Consider the following 16,018-nt stretch of genomic DNA (forward strand, 5'->3'; position numbering starts at 1 on the left):
TTGCCTTGCCTTGCATCCTTGAGCACTCTTCCCGCGAAGGAGATCAACGCATGAAGAAAATGACCCTCGCCTGTGCGCTCGGAGCCGCCGTGGCGCTGTGCAGCCTGGCAACGACAGGTGCTGAAGCCCGGACGCGGAAGGCTGTCGTCGTTCGCGCACCACAGGAGAGGCTTATCGTGACGGCGCCCGTGCTCCGGCCGACGCCGTGGGATTACAATGTCGTTCCGCGCTATCGTTATCGGCCTGAAGACGACCGCGTCGATCCCTACGGCCCGCCGCTGGTGCCGTCATATGTTCGTTATGAGGGATGGCGCTGGCCGTATTGGTGGTAGCGCCCCGGCTCTCGTAGCTCTCGTAGGGTGGGCAAAGCGACTTGTCCGCCGAAGCTCGAACAGCGAAGGCGGAAGCGTGCCCACCATTCCCGGCCGTAGAACTGGCTCGTGGGCACGGCGCAAGAGCGCCTTTTGCCCACCCCACGGATATTCCCCAGAGCGGCGTTCATAGGATGGGTAGAACGAAGCGAAATCCATCAACAGCGGTCGTGGAATGATGGGTTTCGCTTCGCTCTACCCATCCTACGGGCGAACCTGCCTTGCGAGCTCACCAATCCGGATCGCCGTAATAGGGATCCATATAGGGCGGAGGCATCCAGGGGCCTCGCGGCGGCGGCCTCGGCCGCCGGGGCGCAGCGTCTGGTACGTGCGGCCGGGCACGCGCAGCGGCCTCGTTGTTCACACTGCGCACGACGGGCTTTGCGGCTGCGGGCGTCGATGACGCGGTCGGCTGCGTTTGCAGCGCCTGGACCTGCGCGGCGAGGCGGGCGGTCTCCGCCGCATCCTTCTCCTGCGCCGCCTTGAGCTGTTGAATGGTGTCGGCCTGCTCGCGCAGGGTCTGCTCGCTGCGGCTTTTCAGTTGCTCGAGCTTGCCGTTGATGCTCGCAAGCTCGCTCGTGATGGCCTTGAGCGATTGCGCGAGATCGGACGATGACGTCTCAGGCGCCGCGGCGCCAGGCTTTGGGGCGCTTTCCGTGTTCTTGGCTTGCGTGTCCTTTGCTTGGGTGTCCTTGGCGACCGGCGGCGCGGGCACCGGGCTCGCCTCATCCGCCGCAGCCAGCAGCACGGCCTGCGGCTGCGCCGGACTTTCCACAGCGGAGGCTTGCGATTGTGTGCTCGTGGCCGGCGGACCCAATCGGGCCATGATCGACTTGCTGATCAACTTGGCCTCATCGCGATATTGCGAAGCGAAGGCCGCGCCGAGAAGGCCGATCGCCAGCACGAGGCCGACCAAGGCGCGCATCATGGTTCGGTCTCCCTTCAAGCCTTGATCGCGAGGCTTGTCATTCGGAACCCTGGCATCCGGCGTCGGCGCCTTGTTTGCGGGACCAGCGGCCGCCGTCGCAGCGGCGCTTGCGTGCGAGACGGGCGGGCTTTCGCTGGTGCGTTCCATTCCGGAAACCAGCCGGTCCAGCCGAGCAAGGTCTTCCTCGGCGCTCTTGATCCGGTCATAGGCCCGCGCCAGGCCGCCGTCGACGCGCGCCTCGTCCGGCTTGGCGGCATCAGGCTTCGTGTCATCAGGCTTGGCGTTATCAGGCCTGTCGGTCTCGGGTTTGGGGTCGTTCGTCTCAGGCACCGATGCGCTCTCCATCCGGTCGGGCGTCAATGGGAGGCAGTCCGATCGCTGGAAGGATAGGTCTCGCCGCTGTCCGACACAACGTGTGTGCAAAGGTAAAATTATGGCGGGCCCAGGGAGCTGGGCGGAGTGAGCGTAGGCTGGGTTGGCTCCGCGACTGCGCAAGCGCAGTTCGCAGGATGGGCCGAGCGGAGCGAAGCCCATCAACGTCGATGATCGTATGATGGGCTTCGCAAGGGTTCTACCCCTAAGGGCTTCCGGCCACGCGGCTCGGAATACGCAGCCGCCGCTAAAGCATGATCCGGAAAAGTGCGAAGAGGTTTTCCGAAAAGATCATGCGCAAACAACAACCTAAAGCGCGAGGACGATTCGTCCCAATCTCATCGCGCTTTAGTGATGTGTTGCGCGGATTTCGAGCGTCGTCTGGGTGAGCCTGGCCACGAACCCCTCAAAATGCATGACCCTTTGTCTGGTCATTTGTTCATGCAGCTCGGCGATCTCTTGGGATTTGGCGACGAAGGATTCGCACGCCTGTTTCGCGTACGCCATCTGAAGCTCAACGGCCTCAACGGGTGAGCGCGCCGTCGCGAGCTGTCCCAGGAAGGTCCAGGCGTGCTCAAGCGACGTCCTGATGTAGTCGCCATAGGCATCGGCAATCGCCTGCGCGCCGGCCTGGGAGGGTTCCCTTGGTGCGACGGGCGCGGCTGCAACGATCTCTATCCCGGACGGCAAGGTTGCAGCCGAGGGAACCTGCGCGCCGATCAGTCGGCTCGTCTCTACCTCTTGCTTGGTCTCTTGCCTGTTCTCTTGCTTGTTCTCTTGGCTGTTTTCTTGCCTGTTCTCCGCCGAGGCATCCGGCACTTGATGCGCCGCAGTTGCGTGGTGCTCGCCGGCCCCGGTCCGTTGCCCGGCCTTCTTCTTGCCGCCGCGCCGGCCGGATTTTCCCGTTGGCTTATTTTCTACCGAACTCAACATTGCAAATGGCTCCCGAATATCGCTGAAGCCGCAAGCCTCCATCCCGTTTGCGCTGAAATCGCGATTGTGGGTTGTCACTTGCGTGGCGGCCATGTGATGAGATTTTGCCGGATGCCGGCAGAGCGTGGGGTGGGTTAGCCCTGCGGACTGCGCGCAGCGCAGACCGCTTGGCGTAACCCACCCTACAGGCTCGCTCCGTAGTCGCGCGGCCGATCGGGTTGTTGCTAGAAATAATCTGCGTCTGTACCCTACGTTGCAGAAGTGTTTTGGAAATGGACTGCCTGAAATGACCGTAGTTGAGAGCGTGGCGCCGGAGCAGGGCACGGAGCCAAAAATGCCGCCGGGCGTGCTGTTCGAAGGACCGGTGGTCGACGCCAAATTTCGCGATTCCTACATCTCGTTCGCCCTGATGATCGGAGGCACGATCGGGGCGCTGATCTGGGCCTTCACCTATGGCATCGGGTGGGTGGAGATCGCGGTCTTCGCCGGCATGTTCGTGCTGACCACTGTTGGCATCGGCTTCATGCATCGCTACTTCGTCCACCGCAGCTACCGCTGCGGTCCGGTGATGCGGACGATCCTCGCCGCGATCGCCACGATGGCGGTGCAGGGCTCGATCCTGAAATGGGTGAGCAACCATCGCCGGCACCATCTTCACTCCGACCGGCCGGGCGACGTCCACAGCCCCTATTATGACGGCTCCGGCAACCCCATCGAGAGTTTTGCCAAGGGGATGGGCCACGCGCAGGGCGGCTGGGTGTGGGACAAGGAGACCACCGACGCCGAATACTACGCCAAGGATATCCTGGCCGACCCGATCGCGATGTTCTTCACAAGGACGCGCTGGTACTGGTACGCGCTGTCGGCGCTGATCATCCCCGCCGCCCTCGGCTACGCGCTCAGTGGCGTGCACGCGATGATCGGCTGCATCCTGTTCTCCGGCCTGTTCCGCAGCTACGTCATGACCATGGCCACCTCGCTGGTCAACTCGGTCTGCCACAGCGACGGCCGCTGGGGCTACCGCCGCTTCGACACCAATGACGGCACCACCAACGAGCTCGTCACCACGATCCTCACCTTCGGCGAAGGCCTGCACAACAACCACCACCGCTTCCCGCGCGACGCATACCTGTCGCACGCGTGGTATGAGGTCGACATCAATGGGCTGATTGTTTTGGGGCTGGGGAAGCTGGGGTTGGTGCAGGATATTTTTTCGGCCGGCAGCAAGACGCGAGGTTCGGACGGCGGAAAGAGTTCGATGCCGGATACGGAAGCAACGGTGTGAAGCATGTAGGATGGTAGAGCGAAGCGAAACCCATCGATAGCCGTCCGTGGACTGATGGGTTTCGCAAGGGCTCAACCCATCCTACGGACCGGTCACCGTCATTCTTAAGCCGGCAATCAATAGCGGCCACCGCTGCCCTTTTGCTGCGTGATCCAGGCCGACAATGTTTTCGGCGCCGCTTTCGCAGTCCTGCCCGGTGATGCCTTCGGATTGTCGCGGACGCCTTTCGCCGACCGGGTGCGCGAAGATTCCGTTGCGCTGACGCCCCTCAAGGCAGCCGTGGATGCCTCTGCGGCCTCCTTCGCCAGGCGCAACTGCTTCAATCGCGCCATCTTGATGCGCTCTGCCTCGACTTCAGGTCGTTCGGCGAGCTGCGGCTTGGATTGAGCAAGCTCGGCCGGGACCAGGACACCGAGTATGGTCGTCTCGCCGAGCGCCTTGCAGGCTTCGAGCCGATGCAGTCCCTGGACCAGAACGAGGCGGTCTCCATCGAGCCGAACGGAAATGGGCTCCTGTTGTCCGATGTCCAGAATACTTTCCGCGATCTCCGCGACGGTTTCGGACTTGATGGCTTTTTTCTGCTTCGTGGGAACGAAGATCTTCTCGATCGGGAAGCTTTCCGGTTTGGGCATAATCTGACTCCGCGTCTACCGGGCCCGTCGGAACCGTATCGGTGAGACGAAGAGTTTAGGGGTGAAGTGGTCGACCGCAAAGGCAATTCGGAGGATTACGGTTGTGCCACGCACTTAATCACGGTCGCATGTGAAAGTTAGCCGAAGCACGTAGGATGGGTAGAGCGCAGCGAAACCCATCAATAGCCGTCCGTGGACTGATGGGTTTCGCTTCGCTCGACCCATCCTACGGCACTAACCGCCGTCATCCGCCGCAAGCCGCAAAAACTGCCGCTTCATCGCGCTGACCCTGGCGACATAGCTTGCGGCGAGGTGATCGCCGCACCGCTCGCCGGGCAGAATCTGAAACTTGCGGCGCGCATAGGCCGTGGCGGGTCCTGCGCCGCAGAGATGAATGAAGGCGGCCAGATCCTGCTTCTGCTGGGCGCTTGCCTTCACATCGCCCGCGAGGGCGAGAACTAGCGCGACATTGCGGTCCAGATACACCGACGCCAGTTCGATGGCGTGGCTCGGGATCGCGCGGGTGTAGAGGCGCGTGAAGCCACAGCCCGTCTCCGTGACCGCGTTGCTACGGATGCAGAAACGCGAGACCTCGGCGTAGGCCGGATCGGTCATCTGGAAGAGGCCGACCGCGCTGGAGGCGGGCCGGTAGATCGCCAGCGGATTGAAACTCCACCGCCAGCGCCAGTAGGTGCGCGCCACCGGATTGCCGGAGCTCTCGACTTGCGCCAGCGCGGCCAGCAATTCGGGCGTGATCGTTGCCGTGGAGTAGGTGCGGAAGAGGGGGCCGTAGTGACGCCAGGTCTCGGATGGATCCTTGTCGAGGGAATTGCCGACGAAGACGAAGAGTTCGGTGGGCTTGCGGATGACGTGGTAGGCGATGCTCAGGAGGGCGAGAGACGCGATCAGGATAGCCAGGCCGGCCGCGATCCGAACCATCCGTGGTGCGCGCGAGAACGTCTTTCGTGCCCACCGCCTAACGCTGCGCAGGCGAGGGAGGAGGTTTCGGTTTGTTCCGGGCATGGTCGGCGATTGGGGCTGCGAGAACGATGCTGGCGATCAACGCTTTAGACGATTGGACGCGGACATTCTGGCTGACTGTGCGGGGTTTGGTTGGCGCAGCGACAGGGCCAATCGCCGTGCGCCCAAAAAAAGTCATACCGCAATTGTGAATTGGTCCACAGACGGCGGCCGTTCAGTCTGTTTATCTGCCGCCAACCGGCCTGTTGTGCGCGCGTTTGGCATTGCGCATCTCGCGCCTTCGCATTTCGAAATTTCTGGGTGATCGCTATGGGCGTTTTTCATCGCACCGCCATGCTTTGCAGCTGGTTCATCGAGTCCACCATGAGCGGGTGTACCGAGAGATTTCGTGTGCGCTGAACAAGGCGCACAGAGATTTTCCCGAGGCCCCGCCGGTGACGGACGGGGCTTTTTCATGTTCGCAAGCTACCCATTCCGCCCGGCGGAGCCTTCGCGAGAAGGAGGCAGGGTCGTGTGGGAGTATTTTGGACCCGATTTCGCTTTCGACGTGGTCAAAGGGGTTGTCGCCGGAATAGCCTCAATGGCATTCCAGGTCGTGGCACCACGCACCTTTCGTGCCGCGAAGCAGTTTCGCGCGCGCTGGGTTGCGAGGAAAGCGGCGAGGCGAGCTGCGAGACGGGCACGCAGCGATGCGGTGGCCAATGATGAGCGGTGAGGAGCGAGTGGCCCGACGCATTAAGCGGATGAAGTTGCTGAAATAAAAAGGGCGGCCTTTCGGCCGCCCTTTGCATATGTCCGGATCTAACGATCCTCGAGACGACGTTCTACGGCCTCACGAACACCCCGTCGTGCTGCCGCAAGTATCGCACTTCATGCAGGTGCCATTCCGCACCAGCGTGAAGTTGCCGCACTCCGAGCACATCTCGCCCTCGTAGCCCTTGGCCTTGGCTTCGGCGCGGCGCTCGGCCTTGCTGGGAGCCGCGACCGTTGCGGCGCTGCCGGCCTTGCTCCACTGGAGCGCCTCGAGCTTCTCGCGTTGCCTTGCGCGACCGCGGCAGAGCCCCCACGCATCACGACGAGGTTGTCGGTCCGCGAGCGGGTGAGGCCGCGCGAGACCAGCTTGGTCGCGTGCTGGGTCTCGTCCGGCTCCTTGCCTTCCTCGACGCCCTTACCGAGCGCGTCGAAGTTCGACTCGGTCGGATCGACATGCGCGAGATCGAAGCGCGACATGTAGCTCACCGCCAGCTCGCGGAAGACGTAGTCGAGGATCGAGGTCGCGTACTTGATGCTGTCGTTGCCCTGCACGGGGCCCGCCGGCTCGAAGCGGGTGAAGGTGAAGGCGTCGACATACTCGTCCAGCGGCACGCCGTATTGCAGACCGAGGGAGACCGCGATCGCAAAGTTGTTGATGAAGGAGCGGAGAGCTGCGCCTTCCTTGTGCATGTCGATGAAGATCTCGCCGAGACGGCCATCGTCATACTCGCCGGTGCGCAGGTAGACCTTGTGGCCGCCGACGACCGCCTTCTGGGTGTAGCCCTTGCGTCGGTCAGGCATCTTCTCGCGCTCGCGCATCACGATGATGCGCTCGACCAGCTTCTCGACGATCTTTTCCGAGACCTGGGCGGCACGCGCCGCCATCGGCTTCTCGTAGAGCGTCTCGACCGCATCATCCTCGTCCTCGTCGTCGCTGATGAGCTGCGAGTTGAGCGGCTGGCTGAGCTTGGAGCCGTCGCGATAGAGCGCGTTGGCTTTCAAGGCGAGCTTCCACGACAGCATGTAGGCGGACTTGCAGTCCTCCACCGTGGCGTCGTTCGGCATGTTGATGGTCTTGGAGATCGCACCCGAGATGAAGGGCTGCGCCGCCGCCATCATGCGGATGTGGCTCTCGACCGACAGATAGCGCTTGCCGATCTTGCCGCAGGGATTGGCGCAGTCGAACACCGGATAGTGCTCGGCCTTCAGGTGCGGGGCACCTTCCACCGTCATCGCGCCGCAGATATGGACGTTGGCCGCCTCGATCTCGCGCTTGGTGAAGCCGACGGCCTGGAGCAGGTCGAAGCCGGGAGCCGCGATCGCCTCGGCACCGATGCCGAGCTGGTCGCGGATGAAATCCTCGCCAAAGGTCCACTTGTTGAAGGCGAACTTGATGTCGAAGGCGGTCGGCAGGGCCTTCTCGACCTTGGCGATGGCTTCATCGGTGAAGCCCTTGGCCTTGAGGGTCGAGGCGTTGATGCCGGGCGCGTTGGAGAGCGAGCCGTGGCCGACGGCGTAGGCCTCGATCTCCGCGATCTCGCTCTCGCGATAGCCGAGCGCGCGCAGCGCGGACGGGACCGCACGGTTGATGATCTTGAAGTAGCCGCCGCCGGCGAGCTTCTTGAATTTTACCAGCGCGAAGTCCGGTTCGATGCCGGTGGTGTCGCAATCCATGACGAGGCCGATCGTGCCGGTCGGCGCGATCACCGTGGTCTGGGCGTTGCGATAGCCGTGCTTCTCGCCGAGCTCGAGCGCCGCATCCCAGGCCGCCTTGGCACGCTCGACAATGTCGGCCTGCGGGCAGGAGGCGTGGTCGAGCGGCACCGGGTTGACGCTGAGCGCCTCGTAGCCGGAGGCCTCGCCATGCGCGGCGCGGCGGTGGTTGCGGATGACGCGCAGCATGTGTGCGGCGTTCTTCTTGTAGCCCGGGAAGGTGCCGAGCTCGGCCGCGATCTCGGCCGAGGTCTTGTAGGTGATGCCGGTCATGACCGCGGTCAGCGCGCCGCAGAGCGCGCGGCCTTCCTTGCTGTCATACGACAGACCCATGGTCATCAGCAGGCCGCCGATATTGGCGTAGCCGAGGCCGAGCGTGCGGAACTCGTAGGAGAGCTCGGCGATCGCGCGCGAGGGGAACTGCGCCATCATGACGGAGATTTCGAGCACGATGGTCCAGAGCTGGCAGAGGTGCTCGTAGCCGGCGACGTCGAACTGCTTGGTCGTGGTGTTGTAGAAGGTGAGCAGGTTCGCGGACGCCAGGTTACAGGCGGTGTCGTCCAGGAACATGTATTCCGAGCACGGATTGGACGCGCGGATGTCGCCGGACGCCTTGCAGGTGTGCCAGTCGTTCATCGTGGTGTTGAAGTGCAGGCCCGGGTCGGCCGACGCCCAGGCGGCGTAGCCGATCTTCTCCCAGAGGTCGCGCGCCTTCAGCGTCTTCGTCACCTTCTTGGAGGTGCGGGCGTTCAGGTTCCAGTCGCCGTCGGTCTCGACCGCGCGGAGGAAGTCGTCCTTCAGCGAGACCGAGTTGTTGGAGTTCTGGCCGGAGACTGTGAGGTAGGCTTCGCTATCCCAGTCGGTGTCGTAGGTGTCGAACTGGATGTCCTTGTAGCCTTGCTTGGCGAACTGGATCACGCGCTTGATGTAATTGTCAGGCACGAGGCTGCGGCGCGCGAGCTTGATCTCGCGGCGGAGCGCCGGGTTCTTCTCGGGGTCGAAGCAATCGTCGCCCGAGCCTTCGCAGTTCACGCAGGCCTTCAGCACCGCCTTGAGGTGCTTCTGGTTGATCTTGGAGCCGGTGACCAGCGCAGCAACCTTCTGCTCCTCCTTCACCTTCCAGTCGATGTAGGTCTCGATGTCGGGGTGATCGACGTCGACGACGACCATCTTGGCCGCGCGGCGCGTGGTGCCGCCCGACTTGATCGCGCCGGCGGCGCGGTCGCCGATCTTGAGGAAGCTCATCAGGCCGGACGAGCGGCCGCCACCCGACAGCTTCTCGCCTTCGCCGCGCAGGCGCGAGAAGTTGGAGCCGGTGCCGGAGCCGTACTTGAACAGGCGGGCTTCGCGGACCCAGAGGTCCATGATGCCGCCCTCGTTGACGAGGTCGTCACCGACGCCCTGGATGAAGCAGGCGTGCGGCTGCGGGTGCTCGTAGGCGGACTTGGACTTGGTCAGCTTGCCGGTGAAGGGGTCGACGTAATAATGGCCCTGGCCGGGGCCGTCGATGCCATAGGCCCAGTGCAGACCGGTGTTGAACCATTGCGGCGAGTTCGGCGCGACCATCTGCATGGCGAGCATGTAGCGGAGCTCGTCATAGAAGGCCTGGGCGTCTTCGTCATTGGTGAAGTAGCCGCCCTTCCAGCCCCAATAGGTCCAGCAGCCGGCGAGGCGATCGAACACCTGTTTTGCACTGAGCTCGCTGACATAGCGCTCTTTCTCGGGGAGCCCGCTAAGCGCCTCGGTGTCGGGCACGGAGCGCCACAGGAAGGAGGGAACGGATTCCTCCTCGACCTTCTTCAGGCGCGCGGCGACGCCGGCTTTGCGGAAATATTTCTGGGCCAGCACGTCGGAGGCGACCTGCGACCACTCGGTCGGGACCTCGACGTTATCCAGCTTGAACACGACCGAGCCGTCGGGATTGCGAATCTCCGACGTGGTCAGCCGGAACTCGATCCCGGCGTAAGGTGACTGTCCCGAAGTGGTGTGGCGCCGCTCAATCCGCATTGTCTTGCCCCGTCCTTATCTTTGACCGGATCCGCTCCCCGTTGGAAGCGGGCCGGGTCGTCATTTCGCTTCGCGAGTCCTCCCGGGCCGTAGCCTTAAGGCTTCGCAGTTCAGCCGGTGGATTCCGGCCCAGTTTCTCCCGGTGCGATGGCTCGATGCGTGCATCGATCATCCCGCCGGCATGTCCACACCCATCCGCCCCAACGGGATGTGCGCGACATGCGTTCAACGCCCCACAACGTCACTTCTTCAACCGATGCCATCCGAGCCTTTTGCCGGCCCGTTCTGGCGCCCGAAAAGCCCGCTTCTTGAGGGCAGACAAGCCCTCATCCGCAGCCTTTGGCCGGCTGGCGGAGCTAAGATTTGCGAGACCCTTTGGGGGAGTGCCGGCGGGACGCAAACTCACTCGCGCCGAATGGACCGAAAGCTAGGACTCTCCGTTGCGCCCGTCAAGAACTAGTGCGAGTTCCTGAATCAAATACTAAATATGGTGGATTGCGGGGGATAACAGGGGGCAAGCCCTCACCTGTTGTTGAGCCAAGTATCAGTGAGTCCTCAGGGATTCCCAACCGAAAAAATTTGTCTTCCGTGACGATACGGAGCCTTCATCCCGCTGTTCACAGGGCAGGTATATTTTTCGGGACCGGGATTGCGTCAGCAGGACTCACGTACCCTTACGGAAGGTGAGGGCAGGCATGCCCGCCGAGGTGGTGGTGAAGGGGGCGAATCCGGGCCAAGCTGACCTCGATTTTGCCGGACTGCCCACATGCTTGATTCGACTCGCCGGGATACGCGTCCGCGTATCGCCCCGGCCGGCCTGATGTTCCTCGCGATCACCTCGATCGGCTGGGGTTTCAATTGGCCGGTGACGAAATTCCTCCTCGCCGAGCTGCCGCCGCTGACCCTGCGCGGGGTGACCGGCGTGCTAGGCGCGCTGTTGCTGGCGGCGCTGGCGATCATCCGCCGGCAGAGCCTGAAGGTGGACCCTGCGATCTGGCCGCGCCTGCTCACCGCCGCCGTCCTCAACGTCACCGGCTGGATGGTGCTGATGGGGCTCGCGCTGCTCTGGCTGCCGGCGAGCGAAGCGGCGCTGATCGCCTACACCATGCCGGTGTGGGCCTCGATCATCGCCTGGCCGGTACTGGGCGAGCGGCCGACATTGCTGCGCACGCTCGGGCTGGTGATGGCCTTCGCGGGGCTTGCCTCGATCATGGGCGGCAACGGCATCGCCGCGAGCGCGGAGAAGCTGCCGGGGATCATCATGGCGCTCACGGGGGCGCTCGGCTTTGCCGTCGGTACGGTCTTCTCCAAGAAATACCCGATCCATCTGCCGCCGATCACGGCTGCAGCCTGGCAGATCGGGATCGGCTGCCTGCCGATCTCGATCGTCGGCCTCCTGGTCGAGACCTCGCATCTGGACAATGTGACGCCGGTCGGATGGTGGCTGCTGCTCTATTCGACCGTCGTGCAGTTCTGCATCGCCTATGTCAGCTGGTTCGCCGCGCTGGCGCGATTGCCGGCGTCGGTCGCCGCGATCGGGACGATGGCGGTGCCGGTGATCGGCGTCGTCGCGTCCGCGATCGCGCTGCACGAGCCGCTCGGAGCGGGCCAGATCGCAGCGCTGATCTTCACGCTGGCCGCCGTAGTGCTGGCGACGCGATGAGGCGCGATGCCATGTAGGATGGGTAGAGCGAAGCGAAGCCCATCCTCGTCACCATGAAAATCGTTGATGGGTTTCGCTGCGCTCTACCCATCCTACAATCTCAACTCGCGTTGTCGCCCAGCGCCTTGCGGATCATCTCGGCGAGCTGGTTGCGCCGATAGGGTTTTGTCAGCAGCAGCACGCCGTCATCTAACTTGCCGTGATGGACGATGGCGTTGTCGGTGTAGCCGGAGGTGTAGAGCACCTTCAGCCCCGGGCGGAGCGCTGCCACCTTGTCGGCGAGCTCGCGCCCGCTCATGCCGCCGGGGATGACGACGTCGGTGAAGAGGAGGTCGAAGGCCTGGCCGGCCTCGATCAATTCCAGCGCGGCCTTGCTGGCGTCACTTGCGATTCCCTCGCTGCAGCAAGTATGGCCGAACGGGAAGGTCGGTCCGCGTCGCTCGCGCCTTCGCCCGGCGGCAGATAGAGCTTGATCGTGGTGCCGTGGCCCGGCTCGCTGTAGATCTTGATATGGCCGCCGGACTGCTTGACGAAGCCGTAGACCATGGAGAGGCCGAGGCCCGAGCCCTTGCCGACCTCCTTGGTGGTGAAGAACGGCTCGAACGCCTTCTGCTGGATGTCGGTCGACATGCCGGTGCCGGTGTCGCTGACCGCGAGCATGACGTAGGGACCTGGTACCACCTCGGCATTGGCCTGCGCATAGGCCTCGTCCAGCGCGACGCGGTGGGTCTCCAGCAGCAGCTTGCCGCCGTTCGGCATGGCATCGCGGGCGTTGATCGCCATGTTGAGCACGGCGTTGGTGAGTCGGGACGGATCGATATGCGCCGTCATCGGACCCTGTTCCAGCACGGTCTCGATCTGGATCTGCTCGCCGAGGGTCGGGCGCAAGAGTTTTGCGATGTCGGTGATCGCCGCGTTGATCTCGACGTTGCGCGGCTGGAGCGGCTGCTTGCGCGCGAAGGCGAGCAGATGCTGGATCAGCTCGGCGTAGCGCTCGGCGGCATCGTCGATCAGGCGCGCCACGCGCTGCAGCTCGGGCTGCTGCTTCAGGCTCGCCACCAGCGTCTCGGTGTTGCCGGAGATCACGGTCAGCATGTTGTTGAAGTCGTGCGCGACGCCGCCGGTCAGCTTGCCGATGGCGTCCAGCTTCTGCGACTGGTGCAACTGCCGCTCGGTGTCGCGCGAGGTGGTCGCGTCGTGATAGACCAGCACCGCGCCGGAAATGTCGCCTTGCCCGTCCAGCATCGGCCGGCCGCTGATCATCAGGTGGCGCGGGTCATTGCCGCTGTGCGGGCGGACGATCATCTCGATGGCTTCGAAATGCTCGCCGCGCAGCACGCGCGTCGACGGCAGCTCGTCGGCCCTCAGCGGCGTGACGCCGTCGCCGTGAAACACATCCGACAGCGCCCGCAGATTGCGCAGGTTCATGCCGGCCCGGTGCAGCAGCATGCGCTCGGCCGCCGGATTGGACAACAGGACATTGCCCTCGATGTCGATGACCAGCACCGCCTCCGCCATGCTGCGAAAGGTGCTCTGGAGTACGTTGACCGACAGGCGCAGCTCGTCATGCGCGGTGACCAGGTGCTCGGTGCGCTCGGCAACCGCGGCCTCGAGCTGTTCATTGGCGGCGGTAGCTTCCTCGAGCGTGCTCTTGAGCGCGCTCTGGGCGCGATGGCTCTCGCGCATCACCATCAGCACGAGCAGCAGGATCACCAGCGCGCCGGCAACGTCGATGCCGAGCAGCACGATGCCGGTGCGGCGCGAATCCTGGGAGCGCGCGGTCAGCAGTCGTTCCTCTTCCGTGCTCAGCTGGTCGAGATTGCCCATCACCGTGTCCATGAGGCCGCGGCCCTCGGCCTTGCCCTGGAGCGCGGCAATGCCGGCGTCGTCGTTCGCGGCGCGCAGGCGCATCGCCGCGGCGGCGACCTCCATCCGGCGCAGCGCCAGCGGCTCGGTGCCCTCCAGCAGCGCGACCTGGTCGGGATTGTCGCGCACGTCGCGCTTGAGGCTCGCGAGCGCCGGCGCGATCTGGGCGTGGGCGGCCTCGAATTCATCGCTGAAGGCCTGGTTGCGGTAGATTTCGTAGCCGCGCGCGGCGCTCTCGGCGCGGCGCAGCAGCACGCGCAGATCGGAGATCTTCTTCAGCACCTGGACGGTGTGGCTGACCCAGGTGGTATCGGACCGCGACTTGACGTCGAGGGCGATCGAGGCGGCGGTGATGATCAGGAGGATGGCGAGTCCAGCACCGAGAATGACGCGTTGCGTTGGGATCAAGGTGCTTCTTTCTGATCCTTCGGCAAGGCGGCCGCGCCGAGGCATTCCCGGATCGTGGTCAGCAGCGCATCGGGCGTGAACGGCTTGCGCAGGCAGCGCATCGCACCGAGCTCGAGCGCCATGCGGAGGAAATCGGGCGAGGGCGAGGCGGACGATGCGAAGGCGTAGCCGGACATCGCGATCAGCGGCACGGACGGCGCGCGCTCGTGAAAGATGCGGATCGATTCAAAGCCGCGCATATGCGGCATGAAGATGTCGACCAGCATCACGTCATAGGCCTGCGCTTCCAGCGCGGCCAGTCCCGTTTCGCCGCCGTCGGCCAGCGTGACGTCGAAGCCCTGACGTTGGAGGAGGACCTCGATGGTCGCGCCGACCATCGGATCGTCATCTACCACGAGGATACGCGGCATGACACTTCCCAGCAAATCCAAGTCCCCATCGGGATTTGTGATATCCGCGAATCGTGGGTCGGGTCAATTTTGGATTGGAGCGATGTAGATATGCACGGCGTGGTGCATAGGGGCATGCGGGTTCCATCGGGGCGCAATTCGGCACGCGAATTGTGACAAGGTTCGCGAAAGCTTGAAGCAAGGTGTAGGGAGCTGTCACGCTGGGCGCAAACGGCCAGGCCCGCCTCGATACGCGCTCCGGCGCCGCCTGCGCGACATCCGCGCTCAATGTCGGCGAATGATCCGCTCGCGATGAGAATTTGCAGAGGAGGCGCAAGCAACTTTGGTTGGGCTTGTACCCATGGAGCAGCTCTTCGCCTGAATCGTAGGCAGCGACATCGATGTTAGATTGAAAACGGAGATTTGACCGACGTCGAGCGCCTCTCACCTCATTGGGTGAGGCATCCTGCCGCGAGTCGCCATATCATCATATTGCTTCCTTAGATTGCACGAACAGTTATTGGTGTCCGGCGGCCCTCGGGCGGGGGAGTACGGTGAATTTCTCCAGTGATAAGATCGAGAAGGTCCTCGACCTCATTTACGACGCCGCGGCCGAGAACGTTCTTTGGCCACATGTGCTCACGGCGATCGCCGATCTGACGCGCAGCGAGGGCGGCATCCTGTTCGGTCAGTCCCTCACCGCGGAGCGGGTCTATTTCGATTTCAACGGCCGTCTCAACGAGGAGTGCAACCGCGTCTATCAGCAGCGGCATATGCAGAATCCCTGGTCGCAATACATGGAGAACCAGCCGGTCGGCCGGCTGGTGCTGTCCGACGAAGCGATCTCGCTGGGGGAGCTTCAAACGTCTGCGTTCTACGACGAGGTGCTGCGGCCGCAGGAGATCGGCCACAACGGAATGATGGCGCTCGCGGCGCGCGATGATTTTCGTGCCGCCTTCAACATGTGTCGCAGCGCGCGGCTGGGGCCGTTCGATCCCGACGAGCAGCAGCTGTTGGAATGGTTGGCTCCGCATCTCTGCCGGTCGGTGACGCTCGGATTCCGGATCGACGGCTACCTCGCCATGCAGCAGGCTGCCTTCAATGTCCTCGACCGGCTCGCCGACGGCGTCGCCGTGCTCGACCGCAAGGCGCGGGTGCTGTTCGCCAACGGCGCAGCCCGCCGCATGGCGGAGGAGGGCGTGCTGCGGCTGCATCAATCAGTCGGGACGCATTCGCCCGCACATTCGCAGCGGCTGAGCGAGCTGATCCGCGTCGCGTTGCAGGGCGGTGCTGGCGGTGCCATGAGCCTGCCGCGCAATAGCGACGGCCGGCTTCTGACCGTTCTGGTCGCCGCGATCCGGAGCAAGGATCTCGGGCGGCTGTCGGATGCCGGTGTGAAGGATGCTGCGGTGCTACTGTTCGTCATCGATCCCGCCAACCGGCGATCGATCCCGCTCGGACAGATCATGGACGCCTACGGCCTGACGCATGCCGAGGCGCGGGTGGCCCTTGCGGCCTCGTCGGGGAATACGGTCCTGGAGACCGCGCAATCGCTGAAGCTGTCGCCCAACACCATCAAGACGCATCTGCGCCGCGTCTTCGCCAAGACTGGGACCGGCCGCCAGGCTGAGCTTGCCGGCTTGATCGCGGCAATCGGCAGCGTGCGGATCGGGGAAGCGGACCAGGGACAGTGACGCCTTTGGCGTCGGATGAGCTT

The 16,018-nt window shown here is 63.9% G+C and carries 10 protein-coding genes and 2 pseudogenes; 4 read left to right on the top strand and 8 right to left on the bottom strand.

Features of this window, described 5'->3' with window-relative positions; genetic code table 11:
* Positions 1–50: 50 nt before the first annotated feature.
* The gene (locus tag FOM02_RS17470; protein ID WP_028146306.1) at positions 51–332 is read left to right on the top strand and encodes a hypothetical protein; all 282 of its coding nucleotides are present in this window, start codon (positions 51–53) and stop codon (positions 330–332) included.
* 268 nt (positions 333–600) lie between these two features.
* Here FOM02_RS17470 and FOM02_RS17475 read toward each other — a convergent pair whose 3' ends face one another.
* Positions 601–1,644: a hypothetical protein gene (locus FOM02_RS17475; protein ID WP_027557774.1), complete on the bottom strand. Its 1,044-nt coding sequence runs from the start codon at positions 1,642–1,644 to the stop codon at positions 601–603.
* 375 nt (positions 1,645–2,019) lie between these two features.
* Positions 2,020–2,697 carry a phasin family protein gene (locus tag FOM02_RS17480; protein WP_027557775.1) on the bottom strand — a complete coding sequence of 226 codons (678 nt, stop codon included), beginning with the start codon at positions 2,695–2,697 and terminating at the stop codon, positions 2,020–2,022.
* A 193-nt stretch (positions 2,698–2,890) separates the two neighbouring features.
* On the opposite strand from FOM02_RS17480, the gene FOM02_RS17485 reads away from it, so the two are divergent.
* Positions 2,891–3,889: an acyl-CoA desaturase gene (locus FOM02_RS17485; RefSeq protein WP_027557776.1), complete on the top strand. Its 999-nt coding sequence runs from the start codon at positions 2,891–2,893 to the stop codon at positions 3,887–3,889.
* Between the two features lie 116 nt (positions 3,890–4,005).
* Here the strand turns inward: FOM02_RS17485 and FOM02_RS17490 are convergent, their stop codons facing one another.
* The 3 genes and pseudogenes from FOM02_RS17490 to FOM02_RS17500 form a co-directional block, all read right to left on the bottom strand.
* Complete coding sequence (locus FOM02_RS17490; protein ID WP_027557777.1) at positions 4,006–4,521, bottom strand: ParB N-terminal domain-containing protein; 516 nt, start codon at positions 4,519–4,521, stop codon at positions 4,006–4,008.
* A 234-nt stretch (positions 4,522–4,755) separates the two neighbouring features.
* On the bottom strand, positions 4,756–5,544 hold the full coding sequence (locus FOM02_RS17495) for a transglycosylase SLT domain-containing protein (protein ID WP_028146305.1): 789 nt from the start codon (positions 5,542–5,544) through the stop codon (positions 4,756–4,758).
* Between the two features lie 790 nt (positions 5,545–6,334).
* Positions 6,335–9,975, bottom strand: a pseudogene (locus FOM02_RS17500) (vitamin B12-dependent ribonucleotide reductase).
* A 766-nt stretch (positions 9,976–10,741) separates the two neighbouring features.
* On the opposite strand from FOM02_RS17500, the gene FOM02_RS17505 reads away from it, so the two are divergent.
* Positions 10,742–11,638 carry a DMT family transporter gene (locus FOM02_RS17505; RefSeq protein ID WP_027557780.1) on the top strand — a complete coding sequence of 299 codons (897 nt, stop codon included), beginning with the start codon at positions 10,742–10,744 and terminating at the stop codon, positions 11,636–11,638.
* Positions 11,639–11,738: 100 nt separating this feature from the next.
* On the opposite strand, the pseudogene FOM02_RS47145 reads toward FOM02_RS17505, so the two are convergent.
* The 3 genes and pseudogenes from FOM02_RS47145 to FOM02_RS17515 form a co-directional block, all read right to left on the bottom strand.
* A pseudogene (locus tag FOM02_RS47145) lies at positions 11,739–12,017 on the bottom strand (response regulator); the annotation flags it as partial.
* The gene (locus tag FOM02_RS17510) at positions 11,993–13,912 is read right to left on the bottom strand and encodes a CHASE3 domain-containing protein (RefSeq protein ID WP_416207772.1); all 1,920 of its coding nucleotides are present in this window, start codon (positions 13,910–13,912) and stop codon (positions 11,993–11,995) included. The pseudogene FOM02_RS47145 and the gene FOM02_RS17510, both read right to left, overlap by 25 nt.
* Positions 13,909–14,322: a response regulator gene (locus tag FOM02_RS17515; protein ID WP_027557782.1), complete on the bottom strand. Its 414-nt coding sequence runs from the start codon at positions 14,320–14,322 to the stop codon at positions 13,909–13,911. Before FOM02_RS17515 ends, FOM02_RS17510 begins: the two co-directional genes overlap by 4 nt.
* Positions 14,323–14,855: 533 nt before the next feature.
* Here FOM02_RS17515 and FOM02_RS17520 point away from each other — a divergent pair.
* Entirely contained in the window at positions 14,856–15,995 is a 1,140-nt protein-coding gene (locus FOM02_RS17520; RefSeq protein ID WP_265441923.1) for a helix-turn-helix transcriptional regulator, read from the top strand.
* The last annotated feature ends 23 nt before the right edge of the window (positions 15,996–16,018 follow it).

It is taken from the genome of Bradyrhizobium sp. SEMIA, assembly GCF_014844175.1.
GTDB classification, from domain to species: domain Bacteria; phylum Pseudomonadota; class Alphaproteobacteria; order Rhizobiales; family Xanthobacteraceae; genus Bradyrhizobium; species Bradyrhizobium arachidis.

What these genes read in the sequence shown, in the direction of transcription:
- FOM02_RS17470 (WP_028146306.1), top strand. Translation starts at nt 51, where the DNA reads ATGAAGAAAATGACCCTCGCCTGTGCGCTCGGAGCCGCCGTGGCGCTG.
- FOM02_RS17475 (WP_027557774.1), bottom strand. Translation starts at nt 1,644, where the DNA reads ATGGAGAGCGCATCGGTGCCTGAGACGAACGACCCCAAACCCGAGACC.
- FOM02_RS17480 (WP_027557775.1), bottom strand. Translation starts at nt 2,697, where the DNA reads ATGGCCGCCACGCAAGTGACAACCCACAATCGCGATTTCAGCGCAAAC.
- FOM02_RS17485 (WP_027557776.1), top strand. Translation starts at nt 2,891, where the DNA reads ATGACCGTAGTTGAGAGCGTGGCGCCGGAGCAGGGCACGGAGCCAAAA.
- FOM02_RS17490 (WP_027557777.1), bottom strand. Translation starts at nt 4,521, where the DNA reads ATGCCCAAACCGGAAAGCTTCCCGATCGAGAAGATCTTCGTTCCCACG.
- FOM02_RS17495 (WP_028146305.1), bottom strand. Translation starts at nt 5,544, where the DNA reads ATGCCCGGAACAAACCGAAACCTCCTCCCTCGCCTGCGCAGCGTTAGG.
- FOM02_RS17505 (WP_027557780.1), top strand. Translation starts at nt 10,742, where the DNA reads ATGCTTGATTCGACTCGCCGGGATACGCGTCCGCGTATCGCCCCGGCC.
- FOM02_RS17515 (WP_027557782.1), bottom strand. Translation starts at nt 14,322, where the DNA reads ATGCCGCGTATCCTCGTGGTAGATGACGATCCGATGGTCGGCGCGACC.